The sequence below is a fragment of the Pseudomonas sp. PNPG3 genome (assembly GCF_023093815.1).
GTDB lineage: Bacteria > Pseudomonadota > Gammaproteobacteria > Pseudomonadales > Pseudomonadaceae > Aquipseudomonas > Aquipseudomonas asiatica.
On record NZ_JALLKV010000001.1, the window covers coordinates 58,462 to 80,348 of the forward strand.

General features: G+C 64.4%; 28 protein-coding genes. 13 read left to right on the forward strand and 15 right to left on the reverse strand.

All coding sequences use genetic code 11. From position 1 onward, the window contains the following. Positions 1-47 precede the first annotated feature (47 nt). Positions 48-299: a hypothetical protein gene (locus MJ643_RS00265; RefSeq protein ID WP_013972493.1), complete on the forward strand. Its 252-nt coding sequence runs from the start codon at positions 48-50 to the stop codon at positions 297-299. Between the two features lie 81 nt (positions 300-380). Further along, complete coding sequence (locus MJ643_RS00270) at positions 381-1,100, forward strand: TorF family putative porin (protein ID WP_023663023.1); 720 nt, start codon at positions 381-383, stop codon at positions 1,098-1,100. Here MJ643_RS00270 and MJ643_RS00275 read toward each other — a convergent pair. After that, positions 1,097-1,969 (reverse strand): DMT family transporter, encoded by an 873-nt coding sequence (locus tag MJ643_RS00275; protein ID WP_038409607.1) that lies wholly within the window; start codon positions 1,967-1,969, stop codon positions 1,097-1,099. The two genes, MJ643_RS00270 and MJ643_RS00275, sit on opposite strands and share 4 nt — an antisense overlap. Positions 1,970-2,077: 108 nt before the next feature. Next, positions 2,078-2,488 (reverse strand): RidA family protein, encoded by a 411-nt coding sequence (locus MJ643_RS00280; protein WP_023663024.1) that lies wholly within the window; start codon positions 2,486-2,488, stop codon positions 2,078-2,080. 211 nt (positions 2,489-2,699) lie between these two features. Between MJ643_RS00280 and MJ643_RS00285 the strand changes: the two genes are divergently transcribed. After that, entirely contained in the window at positions 2,700-3,023 is a 324-nt protein-coding gene (locus MJ643_RS00285) for a hypothetical protein (RefSeq protein ID WP_015270192.1), read from the forward strand. A gap of 44 nt (positions 3,024-3,067) precedes the next feature. On the opposite strand, the gene MJ643_RS00290 is transcribed toward MJ643_RS00285, so the two are convergent. Together MJ643_RS00290 and MJ643_RS00295 are read right to left on the reverse strand one after the other, a co-directional pair. Next, positions 3,068-3,280: a PLDc N-terminal domain-containing protein gene (locus MJ643_RS00290; protein WP_013972488.1), complete on the reverse strand. Its 213-nt coding sequence runs from the start codon at positions 3,278-3,280 to the stop codon at positions 3,068-3,070. Positions 3,281-3,390: 110 nt separating this feature from the next. Next, positions 3,391-3,861, reverse strand: a complete 471-nt coding sequence (locus tag MJ643_RS00295) for a hypothetical protein (protein ID WP_013972487.1) — start codon at positions 3,859-3,861, stop codon at positions 3,391-3,393. Positions 3,862-4,021: 160 nt separating this feature from the next. Here MJ643_RS00295 and MJ643_RS00300 point away from each other — a divergent pair, with 160 nt between their 5' ends. Next, positions 4,022-5,029 carry a GlxA family transcriptional regulator gene (locus tag MJ643_RS00300; protein WP_013972486.1) on the forward strand — a complete coding sequence of 336 codons (1,008 nt, stop codon included), beginning with the start codon at positions 4,022-4,024 and terminating at the stop codon, positions 5,027-5,029. Between the two features lie 107 nt (positions 5,030-5,136). Here MJ643_RS00300 and MJ643_RS00305 read toward each other — a convergent pair whose 3' ends face one another. Beyond that, positions 5,137-5,883 (reverse strand): anti-sigma factor, encoded by a 747-nt coding sequence (locus tag MJ643_RS00305; protein WP_038409606.1) that lies wholly within the window; start codon positions 5,881-5,883, stop codon positions 5,137-5,139. Continuing rightward, positions 5,880-6,401 carry a sigma-70 family RNA polymerase sigma factor gene (locus MJ643_RS00310; protein WP_013972484.1) on the reverse strand — a complete coding sequence of 174 codons (522 nt, stop codon included), beginning with the start codon at positions 6,399-6,401 and terminating at the stop codon, positions 5,880-5,882. The genes MJ643_RS00305 and MJ643_RS00310 overlap by 4 nt, the downstream gene beginning before the upstream one ends. Before the next feature lie 124 nt (positions 6,402-6,525). On the opposite strand from MJ643_RS00310, the gene MJ643_RS00315 reads away from it, so the two are divergent. The 4 genes from MJ643_RS00315 to MJ643_RS00330 all read left to right on the forward strand — a co-directional run bounded on the left by MJ643_RS00315 (position 6,526) and on the right by MJ643_RS00330 (position 10,025). Next, positions 6,526-7,578 (forward strand): catalase family peroxidase, encoded by a 1,053-nt coding sequence (locus tag MJ643_RS00315; RefSeq protein ID WP_038409605.1) that lies wholly within the window; start codon positions 6,526-6,528, stop codon positions 7,576-7,578. Next, the gene (locus tag MJ643_RS00320; RefSeq protein WP_013972482.1) at positions 7,575-8,108 is read left to right on the forward strand and encodes a cytochrome b; all 534 of its coding nucleotides are present in this window, start codon (positions 7,575-7,577) and stop codon (positions 8,106-8,108) included. Before MJ643_RS00315 ends, MJ643_RS00320 begins: the two co-directional genes overlap by 4 nt. Before the next feature lie 84 nt (positions 8,109-8,192). Continuing rightward, the gene (locus MJ643_RS00325) at positions 8,193-9,398 is read left to right on the forward strand and encodes an MFS transporter (protein ID WP_038409604.1); all 1,206 of its coding nucleotides are present in this window, start codon (positions 8,193-8,195) and stop codon (positions 9,396-9,398) included. An 81-nt stretch (positions 9,399-9,479) separates the two neighbouring features. Beyond that, positions 9,480-10,025 (forward strand): cupin domain-containing protein, encoded by a 546-nt coding sequence (locus MJ643_RS00330; RefSeq protein ID WP_003248033.1) that lies wholly within the window; start codon positions 9,480-9,482, stop codon positions 10,023-10,025. 94 nt (positions 10,026-10,119) lie between these two features. On the opposite strand, the gene MJ643_RS00335 is transcribed toward MJ643_RS00330, so the two are convergent. Both MJ643_RS00335 and MJ643_RS00340 read right to left on the reverse strand, forming a co-directional pair. Then, positions 10,120-10,731 carry a 2-hydroxychromene-2-carboxylate isomerase gene (locus MJ643_RS00335; RefSeq protein WP_038409603.1) on the reverse strand — a complete coding sequence of 204 codons (612 nt, stop codon included), beginning with the start codon at positions 10,729-10,731 and terminating at the stop codon, positions 10,120-10,122. A gap of 31 nt (positions 10,732-10,762) precedes the next feature. Then, on the reverse strand, positions 10,763-11,494 hold the full coding sequence (locus MJ643_RS00340) for an SDR family oxidoreductase (protein WP_038409598.1): 732 nt from the start codon (positions 11,492-11,494) through the stop codon (positions 10,763-10,765). A gap of 89 nt (positions 11,495-11,583) precedes the next feature. Between MJ643_RS00340 and MJ643_RS00345 the strand changes: the two genes are divergently transcribed. After that, positions 11,584-12,147, forward strand: a complete 564-nt coding sequence (locus MJ643_RS00345) for a TetR/AcrR family transcriptional regulator (RefSeq protein WP_038409597.1) — start codon at positions 11,584-11,586, stop codon at positions 12,145-12,147. Further along, a complete protein-coding gene (locus MJ643_RS00350; RefSeq protein ID WP_024087033.1) occupies positions 12,134-12,727 on the forward strand; it encodes a DUF4157 domain-containing protein in 594 nt (197 codons plus the stop codon). The genes MJ643_RS00345 and MJ643_RS00350 overlap by 14 nt, the downstream gene beginning before the upstream one ends. A gap of 62 nt (positions 12,728-12,789) precedes the next feature. Here MJ643_RS00350 and MJ643_RS00355 read toward each other — a convergent pair whose 3' ends face one another. After that, positions 12,790-13,782 (reverse strand): bile acid:sodium symporter family protein, encoded by a 993-nt coding sequence (locus tag MJ643_RS00355; protein WP_023663275.1) that lies wholly within the window; start codon positions 13,780-13,782, stop codon positions 12,790-12,792. Between the two features lie 119 nt (positions 13,783-13,901). Between MJ643_RS00355 and ampC the strand changes: the two genes are divergently transcribed. Next, the gene (ampC, locus tag MJ643_RS00360; protein WP_038409596.1) at positions 13,902-15,044 is read left to right on the forward strand and encodes a class C beta-lactamase; all 1,143 of its coding nucleotides are present in this window, start codon (positions 13,902-13,904) and stop codon (positions 15,042-15,044) included. 301 nt (positions 15,045-15,345) lie between these two features. Next, on the forward strand, positions 15,346-15,678 hold the full coding sequence (locus MJ643_RS00365; RefSeq protein WP_013972474.1) for a hypothetical protein: 333 nt from the start codon (positions 15,346-15,348) through the stop codon (positions 15,676-15,678). Positions 15,679-15,724: 46 nt separating this feature from the next. On the opposite strand, the gene MJ643_RS00370 is transcribed toward MJ643_RS00365, so the two are convergent. The 6 genes from MJ643_RS00370 to MJ643_RS00395 form a co-directional block, all read right to left on the reverse strand. Beyond that, positions 15,725-16,036: a hypothetical protein gene (locus MJ643_RS00370; protein WP_023663278.1), complete on the reverse strand. Its 312-nt coding sequence runs from the start codon at positions 16,034-16,036 to the stop codon at positions 15,725-15,727. Between the two features lie 140 nt (positions 16,037-16,176). Beyond that, positions 16,177-16,365 carry a hypothetical protein gene (locus tag MJ643_RS00375; protein WP_023663279.1) on the reverse strand — a complete coding sequence of 63 codons (189 nt, stop codon included), beginning with the start codon at positions 16,363-16,365 and terminating at the stop codon, positions 16,177-16,179. 138 nt (positions 16,366-16,503) lie between these two features. After that, on the reverse strand, positions 16,504-16,824 hold the full coding sequence (locus MJ643_RS00380; protein ID WP_038409594.1) for a YbjQ family protein: 321 nt from the start codon (positions 16,822-16,824) through the stop codon (positions 16,504-16,506). Between the two features lie 79 nt (positions 16,825-16,903). Then, the gene (locus MJ643_RS00385; protein ID WP_023663280.1) at positions 16,904-17,788 is read right to left on the reverse strand and encodes an EamA family transporter; all 885 of its coding nucleotides are present in this window, start codon (positions 17,786-17,788) and stop codon (positions 16,904-16,906) included. A 146-nt stretch (positions 17,789-17,934) separates the two neighbouring features. Further along, complete coding sequence (locus MJ643_RS00390; RefSeq protein WP_038410432.1) at positions 17,935-18,690, reverse strand: class II aldolase/adducin family protein; 756 nt, start codon at positions 18,688-18,690, stop codon at positions 17,935-17,937. A 23-nt stretch (positions 18,691-18,713) separates the two neighbouring features. Next, positions 18,714-19,757 (reverse strand): ABC transporter substrate-binding protein, encoded by a 1,044-nt coding sequence (locus tag MJ643_RS00395; RefSeq protein ID WP_013972470.1) that lies wholly within the window; start codon positions 19,755-19,757, stop codon positions 18,714-18,716. A 176-nt stretch (positions 19,758-19,933) separates the two neighbouring features. Here MJ643_RS00395 and MJ643_RS00400 point away from each other — a divergent pair, with 176 nt between their 5' ends. Continuing rightward, positions 19,934-21,886, forward strand: coding sequence for an FAD-dependent oxidoreductase (locus MJ643_RS00400; RefSeq protein ID WP_013972469.1), 1,953 nt, complete (start codon positions 19,934-19,936; stop codon positions 21,884-21,886). The last annotated feature ends 1 nt before the right edge of the window (position 21,887 follow it).

Sequence of the window (21,887 nt, forward strand, 5' to 3'; positions counted from 1 at the left end):
AGCTCCATCGACTCGCCGCCCACCACACCGGCCCCTGGAGCTATCTGATGAACACCTTGGCCCGCCTGCTGTCCGCCACCCTTGCCGTCATTGCCATCGCCATCACCAGCGGCTGTGCCAGCCACCCCGAACTGCGTCCCTACACCGCCGAAGAAACCCGTCAACTGCAACTGGAAGCCTTGCAACGCCGTGGCCTGTCGCTGGAAGATTACGAGCAGCAACGGCGGGTAATCCAGCGTGCCGGCAACCTGCCCGTGGTGACCGAAGCTGCAGACGCCGACCGTTCGACCAAAGGCTGAATGGGCTAGCCGGCGGTTCCCTCACGTTATCTGCACAGGTATGCTTTACCGCTCAACCGCAAGCCTTCCAGGACGGAGACCATGACCAGGCCCCTTCTGTTGCTGAGTGCTGCCCTGCTGTTCAGCCCCATGCTGCTGGCCCAACAGATCAAACGCGAACTGGGCGACTTCGACTTTACACTCGGCACCACCCCCTCACGCAGTATGGCCCAGGGGCTGATATCGCCCAGCGCCATCGGTGCGTTCCACGGTGGCCTCGACTTCAGCCACCCCAGCGGCTGGTACCTTGGCCAGTACGCCCCGAGCATGGGCGTGACGCCCGACTCCACCCTGCGGCTGGACAGTTACCTGGGCTACAAGCACCGGTTCGACAGTAGCCTGGGCTACGAGGTGGGGTTGATCCATTATAGTCAGCCAAACGTTGCGGGCCCCGACAGCTATGCCCTGTACGGTGGTGTTTCGGTGCTGGGCAGCCGTTTCGGTGGAGCGCTGCGCGACAATCCCGACAACCGCACCGCCACGCTATTCGCCGACTTCGGCCAACTGCCGCTGTTTGATGTCGACCTGAGCGTCAAGCTCGCCCATCACCGCCTAGGTACGCCATTCACCATTGGTGATGGCAGCGAGGTGAATGCCTTTTCCGATTGGTCGCTGGAACTATCCCGGCCTTGGCTCGGCATCGACCTGAACCTGGTCTACAGCAACTCAAACCTCAGTGGTGGCGGGTGTGATGCGTATTCGGGCATCAACACCTATTGCGACAGCATGGTCACGCTCAAGGCGCAACGCCGTTTCTTTTAACGGCGCGACGCCAGCGCCAGGGCGATACCGCCCAGCACCACCACGCAGGCCACCAGCAAGCGCAACGACAATGGCTCGCCGATCAGGCCAACCCCGCCCAACGCCGCGATCACCGGGACGCTGAGCTGCATGGTCGCCGCCTGCTGCGCGCTGACTTGCCTGACCACGCCGTACCACACGGCATAGCCAGCACCGGACGCCAGCACACCAGAACCCAGCGCATACAGCACGCCGAGCGGGCTCAGGTGCAAGTCGGCGCCCAGCAACAGCATCGGCGCCAGCAGCACCAGGCACGGCAGGCTCCGGGTGAAATTGCCGGCAGTGTCGGCCAGCGGCCTGGGTGAACCTTTGCCCAGCAGCGTGTAAACGCCCCAGGCCACGCCAGACAGGGCCATCAGCAAGGCGCTGGCAAAAGGTGGCGCCGCAGTACCGGGCAACAGCAGCACCAGCAGGCCGACGAAGGCGATCAGCATGCCCAGCAGCATCCGCGCGGTGATTTGTTCGCCTTTGTACCAGGCGAAGCCGAACATGGTGATCTGCACCGCGCCGAACAGCAGCAACGCACCCGCGCCTGCGCCCAGTTGCAGATATGCCGCAGAAAACAGGAATGCATAGAGGAACAGGGCCAAGCCGCCGCGCCAGCTACCCCCCATGGCAAGCGCGGGTTTTCGCAGGCGGATCAACAGCAGCAGGAACAGTGCACCACTGGCCAGGCGCACCACGGTGAAGGAGGCTGGGTCGATGGCCCCATCCTTCAGCGCGAGCCGGCAGAATACCGAGTTGGCAGCGAAGGCCACCAGGCTGAAAAGTGCCGGCCAGATCCAGGCCCGAGCCTTGGGGTCGGCAAGCGTGGTGGTGCCGGTGCTCATGGTGTGGTCACCTTTGAGGTCAATTGTTGTTATAGCGGCCGTGCTGGTTGGGCCAGCACCGATATACAACATAGCGCTTATCTGCCGCCACCACCGAATCGCCCGGACCTATACAGCCGCCACTGCCTCGATCTCCACCAGCATGCCGTCCAGCGCCAACCGGGGTACCGGTATCAGCGTGCAGGTCGGTTTCATGCAACGGCCCCAGGCCCTGTCAGCCTCGGCTACCCATTCATGCAGTCGCATTTCGGAATGCTCGACGATCAGCAGGGTCAGCTTGAACACATGGGCCAAGCTGGCGCCTTTCGACGCCAGGGCAATCTCAAGGTTGGCCAGTGCCTGGCGCGCCTGCTCGGCGAACAGCGGCGACAGCTGCCCGTTGCGGTCCTCCCCGCCCTGGCCGGCGATGAACAACAGGCGGCTATCGGCATGAACCTCGGCGACATGAGAGTAGGCATTGCCGCTGGGGTCGTACAGGCCTTCGGGGTTGCTCAGCTGGAACGCGGTTGAATGGCTCACGGTAAACCCTCGATCAGTTGGAAGAGGGACGGAGTATCGAACCTTGAGTTAACTCGAGGTCAAGCATGCATCGTAAAAACGGGCTTGCCTGCGTAGGACGTTTCGCACAGCGCGCTGGCTTGCGTGAACCACGCGTTTGTATGCGCGGTGGCTGCCAGGCGCTAGATTGCGAGGCCCGGCATGGAGGCCTGCACGTATCAAGGATAAAGCGATGAGCAAATATGATTTTCAGCTGGCTTATACCATCAAGCCCAAAACCGCACGAGATGAAGACGATGCGGCAAAGGCGCGCCTGCACCTGCGCGAAAAAATTGGCCTGGACACCGTCGAACACATTGAAACCACCTTGCTCGGGGTGATCACTCTCAGCAGCACCACGCTCGCAGACCGCAGGCGCGATGCCGAAAAGCTGCTTCACGATTACATCCATGAAGCGCTCAAGCATCTGTGTGTGCTGTCGACCGTGAAGTTCTACGGTTGCCTGATGGTGGACGGGCTGGGGTCAGCCATTCGCTTCGATATCCTGCCCAAGTGAACATCGACGGCCTCAGGCGCCCCCGCGCCTGAGGCCGTTCTCCATCATTTTTCCTGCAGTACCGCCCTGCCCTTCACCGCCCGAGGCCCGCGCCAGGCCCAGAACAGCAAGCCGGGGAACGGTGCGTAGACCACGAAGACGATCCACAGCATCTTGCGCTCGGCGCGCCGGTCACTGCCGATGATGTGCCAGATGGCCCAGATTTCCAGCAGGATTACAAAGGCCGCGACGATGATCCAGATCGTTCCGATTTCCATGAGCGCTCTCCCATTTGGCATGTAATGGGTTGGGTTGCAGAGGCTGCCGAGGGTTCAGATTGATTTGGCTGGCGGCATGGCACCACTCCTACAGGGAGCAGTGACAGCTCTCAATGCCGTGGTGCAGCTTCCAACGCCGCCTTCAACGCCGGTGCATCGGCAAATGCCCGCTGGCTCACCAGCTTGCCCTGCTCCAGTTGCAACCACTGCACCTGGCCATCCTGCCCTGGATAACGGCTGGCCACGCGCCCGTCGCGGTCGAGCAGTACGCGGTAGTTGTAATCGCGCATGGCGGGGATGGCGAACAGCTTGCTGATCAGCGCCGGCATGCGCTGGATGTCGGCAACGAACACCGCATCGCGCGCCTCCAGGTAACCCTTGGGCTGTTCGGCCAACGCCGCCTTCACCAGCTTTGCACCATCCATGTCGCGCGCCACCAGCAGGATGTGCGTGCCGGCGGCGAGACTATAGGCCTGGTCGTACTGGTCGAGCAGCGTCCACGGGGCGAGCTTGTCGCCCTGCTCCAGGGCATTGGCCAACAATGGCATCAGGCAAAGCAACAGGGCAGCGGCGTACTTCATCAAGGTATCCTCAGTGACAGGAGCATCAGCATAGCGGCAACGGGCCAAGCCAGACAGGTTGCCTGAACACGACCTGGAATACGACACGGCCACCTAGGAGATTGTCTTTCCCCCGGCCACCCGCCACACTCTCAAGGCCAGCCAGGAAGCGGAGTCCAGAGTGCCCACGCCACGCCAGTTCAGCAAGAAGACCAGTACCAGCAACATGCTGCGGCTGAAGTCCACCAGCGCCAATGCCCAAGCCCCCTATCGGGTCGATTTCGTATTGCTCGAACACTTCTCCATGGCCAGCTTCACCGTGGCCATGGACGTGCTGGTCACGGCCAACCTGCTGCGCGCCGACAGCTTTCGATTCACCCCACTGTCGCTTGCAGGCGACCGCGTGCTCAGCGACCTGGGGTTGGAGTTGGTGGCTACCGAGTTATCCGCCGAGGCCCTGAAGGAGTTGGACCTGCTGGTGATCTGTGGCGGCCTGCGCACGCCATTGAAGTACCCCGAGCTTGACCGCCTGCTGGGCGATTGCGCGGCCCACGGCATGGCCCTGGGCGGCTTGTGGAACGGCGCGTGGTTCCTCGGCCGCGCAGGGGTGCTGGACGACTATGGCTGCAGTATCCACCCCGAGCAACGCGCCAGCCTGTCCGAGCGCAGCCCGCAGACGCGGATCACCCCAGCCAGCTTCACTCTCGACCGCGACCGCCTCAGCGCTGCCAGCCCCAATGGTGCCATGGAGCTGATGCTCGGCCTGGTGCGCCGGCTGTATGGCGACGGCCTGGCCGAAGGCGTCGAGGAGATCCTGTCGTTCTCCGGTGCCCGCTATCGTCAGGTCGGCCCGGGCGCGAAGAAGTCCATGAGCCTGCACCTGCGCACCATCGTCGAGCTGATGGAGAACAACCTCGAGGAAACCCTCAGCCTCGACCAGTTGGCCGCCTACAGCGGGCGCTCGCGCCGACAGATCGACCGCCTGTTCCAGGCCCAGCTGGGCACTTCGCCGCGGCGTTACTACATGGAGTTGCGCGTCACCAAAAGCCGCCGCCTACTGCAGTATTCCGACCTGTCGGTGATGGAGGTGGCAGTGGCCTGCGGGTTTGTTTCGGTGTCGCACTTCAGCAAATGCTATGCGGCTTACTTTGGCTACCCGCCGTCGCGTGAGCAGCGGTTGGGCGAGTGAGCAGGGGAAAATGGCAGGAATGTGTGGCCTGGCGAGGCCTCTTCGCGGGCGCGCCCGCTCCCACAGGATCACCACAGCATCCACGCGCGATCCCGGCGAGAGCGGGCTCACAAACCCAAGCGCAACGCCTCCCCCACCCCCGCCCCACGCAAATCGTCCACCGCGCTGACCAGAGCAAAGTTGTAGGCCCCATGCGACCAGTACCGCGCCTCCAGCTGCCCGTCCACGCGCTGCCCGTCCGGCATGCGCCGATAATGATCACCTGGTGAGCGCAGGAACAGGCTGATGCGCTGGCCCTTGCCATCCTCGAACACCAGCAATGCCGCCGGCCCCTGCTCGTTGCTTAGCAGGCGCGCGCCCACCGGTTTGAAGCCGTAGCCCGCCAGGTCCGGCAAGTGGCCAACGCGGCTGAAGTGGCGCCCCAGCCAGTCGCGCAACTGGCCTGGGTCGCTGGCCTGGATATCCAACGTCTGGCTACCGGCAAACAAGCGGTGCGCCTGGACGGCATCGGCCATTGGCAGCTCGGCACGCGCCAAGGTCGCATCGCGCACCTGCCAACCTCCCAGGCCACCTACGCCAAACGCCAGCAGCAGCACCGCCGCCGTGGCCCAGCGGCGCTGGCGGCGTTGGCGCACTTGCCTGCGCAACTGCCCCAGGTCCAGCTGCACCGGCACTTCGCCAAACCCGGCCAGCGCCGTACGCAGGCGGCGGGCGTCGGCACGCCAACCCTCGACCTTGGCCGCAGCCTGCGGGTTGGCCGCCAGCCAGGCTTGAACCTCGGCCCGGCGCGCAGGCTCCAGGCGCTCGTCGACATAAGCGTGCAGTTCGTCTTCGCTGGGGATCAGGCGCGTCATTTCAGTCTCCGCAAGGCCGGGGGCTGGGGGCTGCCCTCGGTCAGTTCGCGCAAGGCATTGCGGGCGCGTGACAGGCGCGACATCACAGTGCCGATTGGGATGCCCAGGGCCTGGGCGGCCTCCTTGTAGCTCAAACCTTCAATGCTGACCAGCAGCAACAACGCACGCTGTTCTGCCGTGAGCCGGGCGAAAGCCTGCAGGTCGGCCTGGGCCAGGACAATGGCCTCGAGGTTGCCACCAACCGGCTCGTCATCGCGCTCGCCGCGGCCGAACCAGGACAGCCATCGCGCGTGCAGGCGCTCACGGCGCTTTCCATCGAGGAACAGCCGATAAAGGATGGTGAACAGCCAGGCCCGCAGGGCATCGGCATCACGTTGCTGGTCGCGCCGGCTCAAGGCCCGCTCGACCGTTGCCTGTACCAGGTCGTCGGCGCTGCCCGGCTCGCGGGTCAGCCACACGGCAAAGCGGCGCAGGCGGGCCAGCAGCTCGCGCCACTGGTGGTCGTCCAGATCATGCATGGCAAGGTCCCGGCCTCTGGGGTTGTCAGTGTAAGAGGCAGACGCCTGCGAGGAAAATCTATTCCCGGCAAGGGAATAAGTTTTTCTCTGCGCCGTCGTACCGGCACCTTCACTGAACCGGACAATGACCATGAACTCACCCCTGCACGGCCCGGCCAAGGCCCTGCGCCTGGCCGCCATCGGCGTCGTGATGCTGGGCGCGGGCGCGGCCTTTGCCTATGCCGCCGGCTGGGTTGGCGATACCCGCCTGACCCCACAACGCATCATCGACACCTTCGAAGCCCAGGCCGGGCATTACCCGGGTTACCGTAAGAACCACGCCAAGGGCCTGTGCGTCAGCGGCTACTTCCAGCCCAGCGGGCAGGCCGTCAGCCTGTCCACGGCGCGGGCGTTCAGCCAGCCGCGGGTGCCAGTGATCGGCCGCTTCGCCATCGGCGGCGCCAACCCGTTCGCGCCGGATACCGGCATACCGGTGCGCAGCCTGGCCATCGAGTTGAGCACCGACGACGGGCAAGTCTGGCGTACCGGCATGAACAACCCGCCGGTGCTGGCGGTAAGCACGCCACAAGCCTTCTATGAACAGGTACTGGCGGGGGCACCCGACCCGGCCACCGGCAAACCGGACCCGGGCAAACTGCAGGCGTTTTTCGCCGCCCACCCGGAAAGCGCGGCGTTTCGCCAATGGGCGGCGGGGTACAAGCCCAGCAACAGCTTCGCCAGCACGCAGTACCACAGCATCAACGCCTTCCGCCTGATCGACGCAAGCGGCGTGTCCCACCCCGTGCGTTGGCAACTGGAGCCGCAGACAGCGTTTGCCGCCCTGCCTGCCCAAGTCGATGACAAACAGTTCCTGCAGCACGACCTGCAGCAACGGCTGGCCCAGGCCCCGCTGCGCTGGACGCTGCGCCTGGTACTGGCGGAACCCGGCGATGCAGTGGACGACCCTGCCAGCCCGTGGCCTGCCGACCGACGCAGCGTGGACGCCGGCACGCTGGTACTGGAACAGGTCGACGGCCCCGAGCAAGGGGCCTGCCGCGACATCAACTTCGACCCGCTGATTCTACCCCGGGGCATCCAGGCCTCTGCCGACCCGATTCTCGCCGCCCGTTCGGCCGCCTACTCGGAATCCTTCAACCGCCGCAGCCGCGAATCGCTCGACACCGGAGCCCACCCATGAAAACCGACGCCTTCCACCCCCTCGCCCGCCTGTTGCACTGGCTGATGGCCGTGCTGATCCTGGCCATGTTGTTCATCGGTGTGAGCATGGTCGCCGACCTGTCGCCGCGCCACCCCGTGCTGATCGGGTTGCACAAGGCAACCGGCCTGGCCCTGCTGGTGCTGGTGCTGCTGCGCATCGCCGTTCGCCTGGCCCTGCCCCACCCAGCCCTGCCGCGCGACCTGCCTGCACTGCAACGCTGGGGCGCCGGGGCTTCGCACCTGGTGCTCTACGGACTGATGCTTGCCATGCCGCTGCTGGGCTGGGCCATGCTGTCGGCCGGTGGCTACCCCCGCCCCCTGGGCTTGCCGGCCATTGCCCCCCATGACCTGCAACTGTATGCAGTACTGCGCCAGGCCCATGGCTGGGCTGGCTACTTGCTGTTCGCCACGGTGCTGGTGCATGTGGGTGCGGCCTTGATGCACGCGTGGGTGCGCCGCGATGGCGTGTTGCGTAGCATGTGGCCTGGCCCGCTGCGCCGCAGCCAATGACACTCGGCAGCCCGGGGGCTCGACACCGATAACGATTCCCAACAAGATCGGCTTTCTATTTGCCGTACCGCCCTGGACTGCCCTATGAATGTCGCAAAGGATCCTGCCACACTCGCACCCGCCAGTACTCTGGACTTGCGCCCCCTGCTGCTGGCCAACATGGCCTGCACCATGTCGATGATGGCCTTCGTCGCCCTGATCGGCCCGATCGCCCGCCAGCTCGGCATGGCCACCTGGCAAGCCGGTGCCGCCGTGACCGTGGCGGGCGTGGTCTGGGTGCTGCTGGCCCGGCCTTGGGGGCGCGCCGCAGACCGTCTGGGCCGTCGGCGCATCCTGCTGCTGGGCAGCGCCGGCTTCACCCTGGCCTACTGGCTGCTGTGCCTGTTCGTAGAAGGTGCGCTGCGCTGGCTACCGGGGGCGACCCTGGCCTTCATCGGCCTGATGGTCGCGCGCGGCTGTATCGGCGCCTTCTATGCTGCCATCCCGGTGGGCTGCAATGCGCTGATCGCCGACCATGTCGAACCGCAACGCCGGGCCCGGGCCATGGCCTCGCTGGGGGCGGCCAACGCCGTCGGCCTGGTGGTGGGGCCGGCGCTGGCAGCGCTGCTGGCGCGGCATGGCCTGAGCCTGCCGTTCCACATCATGTCGCTGCTGCCGGCCAGTGCCTTTCTGGTCCTGCTGTTCACCCTGAAGCCGCAGGCGCTGCCGCACAGCCATGCTCCCAGCCCGGTGCGCCTGAACGACCCACGCCTGCGTCGGCCCTTGCTGGTGGCGTTCAGCGCCATGCTCAGCGTCACGGTATCGCAGATCATCGTCGGTTTCTTTGCCCTCGACCGCCTGCACCTGGGCCCTGCCGAGGCTGCGCAGGCCGCTGGCATCGCCCTGACCACGGTGGGTGTGGCGCTGATCCTGGCGCAGGTGCTGCTGCGCCAGCTGGAATGGCCGCCGTTGAAGATGATCCGGGTCGGCGCCACAGTTTCGGCCCTGGGCTTTGCCTGCGGCTCGCTGGCCACCACGGCGCCCTGGCTGTGGGCTTGCTACTTTGTCGCGGCGGCGGGCATGGGCTTTGTCTTCCCGGCGTTTTCGGCGCTGGCGGCCAATGCCATGCACGCCTCCGAGCAAGGCGCCACAGCCGGCTCCATCGGTGCTGCCCAGGGCATGGGCGCAGTGATCGGGCCGCTGGCCGGCACCTTGGTTTATGCCGTCGATCCACGCTTGCCATTCCTGGCGGTGGCGGCGCTGTTGCTGCTGGTCGGGTCATGGCCGATGCCGCGCGATCAGCGGGCCTGACAAGCACAGCGCGCAAGCGCGCAGAGTGTGTTTTAATGCGCATCGCTCATTATTATTGACACCTCTGATTACAAGGCGGCTATGGACACGGGGACGCGACTCAAACTGGTGCGTGAACGCAACAACCTCTCCCAACGGGAACTGGCCCGCCGCAGCGGGCTGACCAATTCGACGATCTCGCAGATCGAGCAGAATCGCGTCAGCCCTTCGGTCAGCTCCCTGAAAAAACTGCTCGAAGGCATTCCGATGAGCCTGGCGGAGTTCTTCAGTTTCGACGAGCCGGTGCGCGAAGAGCGCTACGTGTTCCGTGGCGGCGAGCAGCCAGACCTGGGCCGCAACGGCCTGCGCATGCTGCTGGTTGGCGCCAGCGTCGAAGGCCGGCAGATGCGCATGCTGCGTGAACTGTATGCACCGGGTGCCGATTCGGGCGAGCCGATCGTGCATGCCGAGGGTGAGGAGTGTGGCCTGGTCACACGCGGCACCGTCGAGTTGTGGGTCGATGGCCAGGTGAGCGTGCTCAACTCGGGCGACGGTTACTACATCCCCACTACCCTGCCGCACAGTTTCAAGAACATCGGCCCGGACGAGGCCGAAATCATCAGCGCCAACACCCCGGCGAACTTCTGACTGCTTTATGCATGGAGATGGCACCGGCTTTGCCGGTGTTCGCGGCTGAAGCCGCTCCCACAGGAAACGCGCCAACCCTGTGGGAGAGGCGCCTTCAGGTAGGGCTGCCGGCGCCCTGACGCAGGGCCTCCTCAACAAAGTCCAAACGGTCCTGCCCGAAGAACATCTCGCCACCGACAAAACAGGTCGGCGCGCCGAACACCCCGCGCTCCACTGCAGCTTCGGTCGCGTGCCTGAGCGCGGACTTCACCTCGTCGTCACCCGCCAGCGCGCGAAATGCCTGCGGGTCGAAGCCGCCCTGGCTCAGCGTGTCGTCGAGGACGGCGTTGTCGCCCAGGTTGCGGCGCTGAGCAAACAGACCATTGAACAGCACCGCCAGCAACGCCTCGAAGCGCTCCGGCGAACGCAGCTGGATGCCCATTGCCCCGCGCATCAGGGTCAAGGTATTGACCGGGAACCCCGGCGGCAACCCGAACGGTACCCCGTAGCGCTCGGCGAAGCGCGCCAGGTCGGTGAACATGTAGCGGCCCTTGGCCGGGATCATCACCGGCGAGGCGTTGCCGGTGGCCTGGAAAACCCCGCCCAGCAGCATCGGCCGGTAACGCAGCGTGGCACCCTGGCGCGCACACAGGCCAGGCAGTTGGGTCCAGGCCAGATAGCTGGCCGGGCTGCCCAGGTCAAAAAAGAAATCGACAGTCTTGTTCATGTGGTTACGGTCCTTGCTCGGTAAAAGGGGCTTACCAACGTTCCATCCAGGGGCGCAGGTCCAGCTCGAAGGTCCAGGCGTCGCGGGGCTGGGCATGCAGGAACCAGTAGCTGTCGGCGATGTGGGCCGGGTCGAGGATGCCATCCTGGTCCTTGAGGGCGTAGCGCTCGGGGAAAGTGTCACGGATGAAGGCGGTGTCGATGGCTCCGTCAACCACCACGTGGGCGACATGGATGTTCCGCGGCCCCAGCTCGCGCGCCATGCTCTGGGCCAGGGCGCGCAAAGCGTGCTTGGCCCCGGCGAATGCCGCAAAGCCCGCCGCGCCACGAGTGCCAGCGGTGGCGCCGGTGAACAGGATGGTGCCACGCTCGCGCTGGACCATGCGCCGGGCCACCGCCTGGGCGGTAAGGAAACCGGCAAAACAGGCCATCTCCCAGATCTTGAAGTATTTGCGCGGGGTTTCCTCAAGAATGCTACAGGGCACATTGGCACCGATATTGAACACAAACGCTTCGATCGGGCCGATATCACGCTCGATGGTTTCGACCAGCGCCGCCACCTCCTCCTCCTTGCGCGCATCGGAGCCAAACCCGTGGGCCTGGCCGCCGGCAGCACGGATTTCGTCCAGCAGCGGCTGCAACTTGGCAGCCTGGCGCCGGGTAACACAAGCAATGTAGCCCTCACGGGCAAAGCGCTTGGCGATCTCGCCGCCGGTAGCATCCCCCGCGCCAATCACGAGCACCACTTTTTGTTGTTCTGTCATGCCAGCCTCTATTAGTAAATGATCGTTTAGTAAACGAACGCTATGTTATGATCGCCGCCACCGTCAAGCCCGCCTGCAGAGGCAACTGAATGCGTTACACCAACGAACACAAACAGCAAACCCGCGAGCGGCTGCTGGCCAGCAGCGGCGCGCTGGCCAAACGCGGGGGCTTTTCCAGCACCGGCGTAGCCGGGCTGATGAAGGCGATCGGCCTGACCGGCGGAGCCTTCTACAACCACTTCCCGTCCAAGGACGACCTGTTCACCGAGGTAGTGCGGCAGGAATTGTGCAACAGCCCACTGGCGCGCCTGGCCAACCAGGGCGCCAGTCGCGAACGCCTGGGCCGTTGCCTGCAGCAGTACCTAAGCCTGGCCCACCTGCACAATGCCGAGGGTGGCTGCCCGCTGCCGCCATTGGGGGTGGAGATTGCCCGGGCCGAAGCACCGGTGCGTGCAGTGGCCGAGCATTGGCTGTTGGAGCTGCACCAGGCCTGGAGCGCGACCCTGGAAGACAGCGAATTGGCCTGGGTGCTGATCAGCCAGTGCGTCGGTGCCTTGCTGGTCGGGCGCATGCTGGCCACGGAAAGCGTGCAGTCGCAGGTACTGGACGCCAGCCGCCACTTTGTCGAGAAGGCCCTGCATGAAGCGGATTAGTCTACTGCTGGGGCTACTGATGAGCTTGCCTGCACTCGCCGAACAGGCCTGCCCGCCAGGGCAATACCAGGTGTGCCTGATGGGATGTTTCTGTGCGCCCATCGACCCCGGCCAGGCCGGGCAGATTTTCAAGGACGTGGAAGTACTGGCTTCGTCCAGTCTGACCTACGCCTTGCAGCAGGCCCGCGACGAAGCCACCGCCAGCGGCGTCGAGCCGATCCCGTTGCATATCCGTGCGCAACTCGAACCTTGGTACGACTTTGCCGTGCTCGACGCGGCGCGCTTCCGGGTGGGTGACGAACAGCAAATGAGCGCGGCCAATGCGCTGCTGCAGAACCCCGATGTGAACGCCGTGACGCTGATCGACACGATCATTTTCCGCCGCCCCGCCGATGCCGAGGACAACGTGGCGTTGTGGGCACATGAGCTCAAGCATGTGCAGCAGTATCAGCAGCTGGGTGTGGAAGAGTTCGCCCGGCGCTACACGCGCAACTACGACGACCTGGAAGCGCCGGCCTACAAGATCGAGGCCGAGGTAGGCAAGGCGCTGCGCGAGCGTGGTTCAGGGCAGGCCAGATAATTTCTGGTCATTGCGCGGTCGCCGTGTAGGAGCGGCGACCGCATCAGTGGCCAAACCAGGTGTCAGGACGCCGCCGAAGCTTCTTCAGCCACCTGCTCACGGCTGGCATAACGCTGCGCCAGCACCGCACAGACCATCAGCTGAATCTGGTGGAACAGCATCAGCGGCAGGATCATCGCGCCAATGCCACTGCCGACGAACAGCACCTGCGCCATTGGCACCCCGGTGGCCAGGCTCTTCTTCGAACCGGCGAACAGGATGGTAATGCGGTCCTCCAGGTCAAAGCCCGCCAGCTTGCCGAGCAGCCGGGTACCGTACAACACCACCGCCAACAAGATTCCGCACACGGCAAACAACCCGGCCAGGTGCTGCGGCGATACCGTGTGCCACAGCCCGGTGACCACCGCCTCGCTGAACGCGGTGTAGACCACCAGCAGGATCGAACCCTGGTCCACCACCTTGAGCCAGCGCGCATTGCGCTTGACCCAGGCACCGATCCAGCGCCGGGCGACCTGCCCGGCCACGAACGGCACCAGCAGCTGCAGGGTGATCTTCAGCACCGCATCCAGACCAGAACCAGTATCACCGCTGGCCCCCAGCAACATCATTACCAGCAACGGCGTGAGGAAGATACCCAGCAGGCTGGATGCCGCCGCACTGCAAATGGCCGCCGGCACGTTACCACGCGCCAGCGAAGTGAAGGCGATGGCCGACTGCACGGTAGCCGGCAAGGCACACAGGTAGAGCACGCCCAGGTAAAGTTCGTTGCCCACCAGCGGCACGAACAGTGGCTTGAACGCCAGGCCCAGCAGCGGGAACAGCACGAAGGTGCAGGAGAACACCAGCAAGTGCAGGCGCCAGTGCCCCGCTCCGGCAATGATCGCCTCGCGCGACAGCTTGGCGCCGTGCAGGAAGAACAGCAGGCCGATGGCCAGGTTGGTCAGCCAACCAAAATACACTGCGCCGTCGCCCGAGCAAGGCAGCACGGTGGCAATCAGCACCACCCCGAGCAAGGCCAGGGTGAAATTGTCGAATAACATGCGCAAATACTTCATCACAGTTTCCGTCTTGTCATTGTGCAAGGGCAGACGATAAGGTCTTCGGCTTTTCGCCGCTAACGCCGGAACCCCCACCGGTGTCGCTCAACGGACACGCTCCAGCACAGGACCCGCTCATGCCCCTCTCCCGCCTGGCTGCACTTGCAGCCGCCATCACTCTCAACCTGGGCTACAGTGCCGCCCAGGCCGACGACCAGTTGCAGGCCAAGGTCGACCAGATCATCCGCCCGCTGATGCAGGAGCAAGGCATCACCGGCATGGCCGTGGCCATCTATGCTCGCAACCACGCGCACTACTTCAGCTATGGCGTGGCCAGCAAGGCCGACAATGTGCCGGTCAGCCGCGACACGCTGTTCGAGATCGGTTCGCTGAGCAAGACCTACACCGCCACCCTGGCCGCATTGGCCAGTGCCGAAGGCAAGCTGGACCTCGATGCCCCGGCCAAGCGCTATCACCCGGCCCTTGCCGGGGCCCCCATCGGCGACGCAAGCGTGCTGGAGCTGGGCGCCTATAGTGCCGACTGCCTACCGTTGCAGTTCCCGGATGCGGTGCAGACGCCGCAGCAGGTGGTCGATTTCTTCCGTCACTGGCAGCCCCGCGCCAAACCCGGCACCCAGCGCTGCTACTCGAACCCCAGCCTGGGCTTGTTCGGTGACCTGGCCGCCCGCGCGCAGCATCAGCCGTTTTCCACGCTGATGAGCGAGGGCCTGCTGAAACAGATGGGCCTGCGAAACACCTATCTGCAGGTCCCGGCCAGCGCCCAGGGGTTGTATGCCCAAGGTTACGACAGTGCCGACAAGCCGGTGCGTGTCGGCCCCGGCCCTTACGCCGACGAAGCCTACGGCATCAAGACCAGCGCCAGCGACCTGCTGCGCTATGTGCGCCTGCACATGCAGCCGGAGGGGCTGCCACCGGCGCTGGCACAAGCCACCGCCATCACTCAGCGGGGCTACTTCCAGGTCGGCGCCATGACCCAGGGCCTGGGCTGGGAGCGTTACCCCTACCCGGTCACGCTGGCCACACTGGTCGATGGCAACGGCCCGCAGCTTATCCGTGAACCGCAGGCAACCACACGCCTGCAACCAGCCCTGCCGCCGCTGCCGGCAGCCTGGTACAACAAGACCGGCTCGACCAATGGATTCGGCGCCTACGCCGCGTTCGTGCCCGCCGAACAACTGGCCGTGGTGTTGCTGGCCAACCGAAACTACCCGAACGAAGCCCGGGTGCGCGCAGCCTTCGACATTCTCTCCGGGCTGTAGTGCGGGCAGCGATTGTCGAACAAAACGACACAATGTAGTGAGGAAAAATATTCACTACAAAATGGTTGACGCCGTTCATCGCCCTTGGGCATGATGAAGCCGTCTCCCTGATCGGGAGCGGTGGCAAGGGTGTTCCAGACGGCCTGCGCGGTAACGCAGGCCGTCCGTGGAGAGGGAAACTGTCCAAAAGGCAGCGTGAGAAAGCCCCTGTTGCGATGCTGCTGTAGCAGCCTTGGTAGTGCGCTACACCGTAGTAGCGCCAACTGTGAAAAATCACCTACGAATGGGTAATGGGGGCTTTATGATGAACTTGAACAACAATCCGACTATCGACCAATTGGCCCAGCTGTTCGCCGTACGCAAGGACAGCCTTGACGACCATCTGCTGTGGGTAAGCCAGACCGGTGAAGTGCGCCTCGACCGCCTGCCACCGAACACCGTCGAAGATGAATTCGAAGAGCACCTGCCCAGCATGCGTGCCCGCTTCAAGGTCTACCGCCGTGGCCAAGGCTACGTCGGCAAGAAGGCCGCCGCCGACACCGAGTTCGTCGGCCGCGTTCTGCAGACCCTGCAACAAGAATGGCCCGCTGCCCGTGAGCAGCAGTCAGTCAAGGTGATCGAACCGCTCAACTGAGGGTTCCCACCTTTACCAGAGCCCGGCCCGCACAGGCCGGGCTTTTTCATGCCTGGCGCCGCTGGCTGCGGGGTTCCGGCAGCGGCAAGGCGCCGGTTGCCATCGCCCGGGCGCGGTCTACACCCCACACCAGGGCGCGGGTCATGGTCTCCCCTGGGCGTGCGGGGTAATACTCCTCCAGCAACGCTCGCCCATCACCGGCGTACAACCCCAAAAACAGTTGGGTCGCCCCCAGGCGCGACAGGCGCACCTGCACGTCGAGCGTGGTGCCGTCACTGAGTGCTTCGTCGTGGCAGCGGCTGTGCAGCTGTGCGTCGGCCCATTGCCAATAGGTCTCTTCCCTGACTCGCATGAGCATTCAATCCTCCGTTGCTGGAATGCCGCGCAAGAAAACCACAGCCTTGGCCATCCTGCGAGCGCAACCCGGCAATGCCATGAGGCGGATCAAGAAATGGCAATAAAAACCCCGCCATTCGGCGGGGTTGTGCTGGAGCGGGATCACTTCCTGAGCGGAACCCGCGGCATGAAGCGGCCTTTTTTGCTGCGCTGCAGATGTGCAGGCTGGAGCTGTTCGGAATCATCCAGCGTCATGTGGGCGAAGCCCAGGCGAAATGCCGCTTGGCCGCAACGCACCTGGCTGTTGATCGGGAACGCGTCGTTCAGGTCTTCGAAAAAGGATTCGCTCATGCCCTGTCTCCCTCCAGTGGCGGACGCGTCGGCAACCAGAACAGTTGCTCTACCAAACGCGACCTGTGAAAGTGAGACTAGCTGGTCATTTGCGGACCGCCCAGACCGAAGCCTTGGACCCGACCAGCGGCAGACGCTCTACTTCAGGCGCACCGCTGTACCAGTAGCAAATACAACGACCATGCCGCCCTGTACCGACGGCATGCTGATCTCGAAATCCACTCCCACTACCGCATCGGCTCGCAACTGGCGTGCCCGCGCCTTCAGTTCTTCGGTGGCCTGCTCGCGGGCTTCGCGCAGTGCGCTTTCCAGGGTTTGCGAACGCCCGCCGAAGAAGTCGCGAAAACGTGCAAAGAAATCGCGCACGAAATTGATGCCCTGCACCGATTCGGAGCTGACCACACCCAGGTATTCGGCAATCGGGCGGCCTTCGAGCTGGCTGGTGGTGGAAATGATCATGGGGTGCGCTCCATTGGCCTGGCAAAAGAGGCCGATTCTAACAGAGCACCCTGTTTGCAACGCGCATTTGTGGGAGCGGCTACGCGCTGACAGCCCTTAAACGGCGCCCAAGCCTTGCGCCAAACACGTTCACCAGCAACCCGGCCATCACCAGCAATGCGCCCCAGCCCTGGGTCGCGGTCAGACGCTCGCCCAGCAACAACGCCGACGAACTCAGGCCTATCACAGGCACCAGCAGCGAGAACGGCGCCACCTTGCCGGCCGGGTGGCGCGACAGCAACTTGCTCCACAGGCTGTAGCCGAGCATGGTGGCGACAAACGCCAGGTAAGCCAGGGCCAATACCGAACTCCAGCTGATATTGGCAATGGCGTGGCCGATGCGCTCCGGCCCCTCCAGCCACCAGGACAACGCAAGGAACGGCAGTGGCGGGATCAGCCCGCCCCAGATAACCAGCGCCACCAGGTCAACCGAGCCAAAGCGCCGGGTGATGATGTTGCCCATGCCCCACATGGCGCCGGCACACAGGGTCAGTACCAGCGCCAACATCGGTACATGGCCGCCGTCTTCGCTGCCGATAAGCGCCAGGCCGCTGGCGGCCACCAGCAGCCCCAGTACGCTGGCCAGGCGCAGCCGCTCGCCGAGGAACAACGCGGCGAAGCCGAGGGTGAAGAACGCCTGCGATTGCAGGATCAGCGAGGCCAGCCCTGGCGGCATGCCGCTGTACATGGCCTGGAACAGGAAAGCGAACTGGCCCAACGAAATGGTCGCGCCGTAGGCGATCAGCCAGCGCCAGGGCAACTTCGGCCGCTTGACCAGCAAGATCGCCGGGAACGCCACCAACAAGAAGCGCAATGCCCCCAGCAACATCGGCGGCAAGCCATCGAGGCCAACCTTGATGACCACGAAGTTGACTCCCCAGGCGACAATCACCACCAGGGCGATGAGCAGATCCTTGAGTGGCATTGCGACATCCTTCTTCAAGCTTTCTAGACATATTTCGTTACAGCATAAGGCTATTCCTTTGACAGGGACCAGCACAGTTGCGGCCCAGAGGTGCGCAACAGTGACTGTTATCGTGCAAGGGTTGCCGAGGTGATTGGTGGAGCGCGTCAGCTCCGGTATCCAGGTGCAACCTTTTCCAGCATCCGCAACAATGCCGCCCATGCCAGCTGCAACGCATCCGGATCCGCCAGCTCGCCCTGCTTCAACCCCCGTCCCGGATCATTGAACTGCCGCTCGGTATGCCGACACACTTCGGCCGGCGGCAAAATCACCTGCCCCGCACTCTGCGCCGCCAACTGGATCTCGCAGGCCTTTTCCAGGTAGTACATGCGCAGGAATGCTTCGGCCACGCTGCGCCCGGTAGTCAGCAGGCCATGGTTGCGCAGAATCATCACTGGCTTGTCGCCCAAGTCGGCTACCAGCCTTCGCTGCTCATCCATGTCCAGCGCAATCCCTTCATAGGCGTGGTATGCCACCTTGCCATAAAACTCCATGGACATCTGGTTGAGCGGTAGCAGCCCACATTCCAGCGCCGCCACCGCACAACCTGCCCGGGTGTGGGTGTGCAACACACAATGGGCATCCTCGCGGGCAGCATGGATGGCGCTGTGGATGACGAAACCGGCCGGGTTGACCGGGTGCGGCGCCGCTTCAACCGGCCGGCCCTGCAGGTCGATCTTCACCAGGCTGGAGGCCGTGATCTCATCGAACAGCAAGCCGTACGGATTGATCAGGAAGTGGTGCTCCGGCCCCGGCAGGCGCAGGGAAATATGGGTGAATATCAGGTCGCTCATGCGGAAATGGGCGATCAGCCGATAGCAGGCGGCCAGCTCCTGGCGCAGGCTTTGTTCCGTTGTGGTCATCATCGTTATACCTTTGCAGTACGCTATTTGCTGGCCCACGCATTGAAGCGCTGTTCCAGCTCTTCGCCATGGTCGACCCAGAATTCCACATTCATCGCCAACGCCCCCTGCAGGTTCTGCGGCGAAGTAGGCACCCAGCTGGCCAGGGACGAGTCTAGCTTCGCCGCCGCCTGGGTGTTGGTCGGCCCATAGGGAATCTGCTGCACATAACGCACCTGGGTGTCCGGCTGGTTGGCGTAGGCAATCAGCCGCTTGGCCTGGTCGACATGCCGCGAGCCTTTGATGATCGCCCAGTAATCCATGCCATAAAGGCTGCCAGGCCAGACCACCGCCAGCGGGCTGCCCTGCTGGGCCGCCACGGCGATGCGCCCGCTATAGGTCGAGGTCATCACCACATCTCCCGCCGCCAGCCACTGGGCAGGTTGGGCGCCGGCGTCCCACCACTGGATATACGGCTTGAGCTCGCTGAGCTTGGCAAAGGCACGCTCGACCCCTGCCGGGGTGGCCAGAACCTGGTACACATCCTCGACCTTCACCCCATCTGCCATCAGGGCGAACTCCAGGTTGTACACCGCACGCTTGCGCAGGCCGCGCTTGCCCGGGTACTTGTTCACGTCCCAGAAGTCGGCCCACGATGCAGGCGCCTGCGCCAGCTTGCTGCGGTCATAGGCAATGGCCACGCTCCATACCAGCGCGGCCGAGCCGCAGGCCTGTGCGGCATCGGCAATCAGTTCATCCGCATGGCCCATGCGCTGCCAGTCCAGCTGCTCGTAGATGCCCTCGTCGCAGCCACGCATCAGGTCAGGCCCTTCGATCTGCACCACATCCCAGTCGACATTGCCGGTGTCGGCCATTACCTGGATCCGTGCCATCTCGCCGTTGTACTCGCTCTGGATCAGCTTGCTGCCATCCTGGGCACTGAACGGTTTGAAGATCGCCTCGTCCTGAGCTTTCTGGCCGGCACCACCATAGCCGACCACCACCATCTGCGGTGCCGCTTGCGCACTGCCCAGGCCCATGGCCAGCAACGCTGCGCAAAGGCTGCTTACACGTGGGAATACCTGCATCGTAGTTGCCTCCTGCCGGTGCCCGAGGGGCCCGTTTTCTTGTTGTTGTGAGGTCACGCCCTCGCCACGAGGGTGAGAAAAACCTAGTCGCCGATCAGTAAAAAAACAAGTTGATTTTTTACTGGCGCTACACTTTTATAAAAAAACAAGAACAACATCGCACCGGAGCCGCCTGTATGCAGACCGCCTTCCCTCATCTGTTCGAAGCCTTGCAGATCCGCGGCAAACGCTTGAAGAACCGCATCATGTCCACCGGACACGACACCTGCCTGCCTACCGACAACCTGGTCAACGACAAGCTCATCGCCTACCAGCGCGCCCGCGCCGCCGGTGGCGTCGGCCTGATCGTGCTGCAGGTGGCCGGGGTGCATGACAGTGCTCGCTACACCTCGCATGTGCTGATGGCCACCGACGATGCCTGCATCGACGGCTACCGCCAGCTTGCCGAGGCCTGCCATGAGCATGGCACCGTGGTGCTGTCGCAACTGTTCCACCCCGGGCGGGAGATCATGGAGTCGGCGGACGGCTTGCTGGCGGTGGCCTACTCGGCGTCCGCGGTACCCAATGAACGCTTCCGGGTGATGCCGCGCGCGCTGGACCAGGCGATGATCGACGAGATCGTCCAGGGCTATGCCAGCGCTGCCCGCCGCCTGCACCAGGCCGGGCTGGATGGCGTTGAAGTGGTGGCCAGCCATGGCTACCTGCCTGCGCAGTTCCTCAACCCGCGGGTAAACCAGCGCTCGGATGGCTACAACGGTGAGCTGGAGCAGCGCCTGCGGTTCCTGCGCGAAGTGCTGGCCGCCGTCCGCGCGGCTACCGACGAGCAGTTCATCATCGGCCTGCGCATCAGTGCCGACGAGCGCGACAGCCAGGGGCTGAGCGAGGACGAATCGCTGGCCGCAGCGGTTGCCTTGCAAGGCCAGCTCGACTACCTGCACATCGTTGCCGGCACGTCGGCGTCCCTCGGCGGCGCCGTGCATATCGTGCCGCCGATGGCCATTCAACCGGCCTACCTGGCCCGTGAGGCCGGCACCTTCAAACAACACCTGGGCATCCCGCTGTTCGTCACCGGGCGTATCAACCAGCCCCAGGAAGCCGAACTGATCCTGGCCCGTGGCCAGGCCGACGTCTGCGGCATGACCCGCGCGCTTATATGCGACCCGCAGATGCCCAACAAGACCGAGCATGGCCAGGTCGAGGACGTACGTGCCTGTATCGCCTGCAACCAGGCCTGCATCGGCCATTTCCACCGCGGCCTGCCCATTTCCTGCATCCAGCGACCGGAGACTGGCCGCGAGTTGCAGTACGAGCAACTGCCACCCACCACCCGCCCCAAGCGCATCCTCGTGGCCGGTGGCGGGCCCGCAGGCATGAAAGCCGCCGCCGTGGCCGCTGCGCGCGGGCATCAGGTCACGCTGTACGAGGCTGGCCCGCAGCTCGGTGGCCAGGTGCTGCTGGCCCAGTTGCTGCCACGGCGCAGCGAGTTCGGTGGCGCCAGCACCAACTTGCAACGGGAAATGGCCCTGGCGGGCGTGGAAGTGGTGCGCAACACCCGGGTCGACCGCGCACTGGTCGAACGGGAACGCCCCGACCTGGTGATCGCCGCCACCGGTGCCACCCCCTACTGGCCGGCCTTCGAGCGCACCGGTGATCTACAGGTGGTGGATGCCTGGCAAATACTGCGCAGTGAAGCAAAACCGGGCCGCTCGGTACTGGTGATCGACTGGCGCTGCGACTGGATCGGCCCCGGCATCGCCGAACGCCTGGTACGCGACGGCCACCAAGTGCAGCTGGCGGTCAATGGCACCCATTGCGGCGAAAGCCTGCCGCTGTACGTGCGCGACCAACTGGCCGGCGAGCTGCATCGCCTGGGTATTCCCATCACACCGTATGCCCGCCTGTATGGCTGCGACGACAACACGGTGTACCTGCAGCACACCGCCAGCGGCGAGCCGATGATCTTCGAAGGAATCGACACCCTGGTACTGTGCCAGGGCCATCAACCGGAAGACCGCCTGGCAACGGAGCTGGCCGGCCTGGTCGAGGTGCGCCGCATTGGCGACTGCCTGGCGCCGCGTACCGCCGAAGAAGCGATTCACGATGGCCTGACGGTTGCCTGGGCGCTCTGAG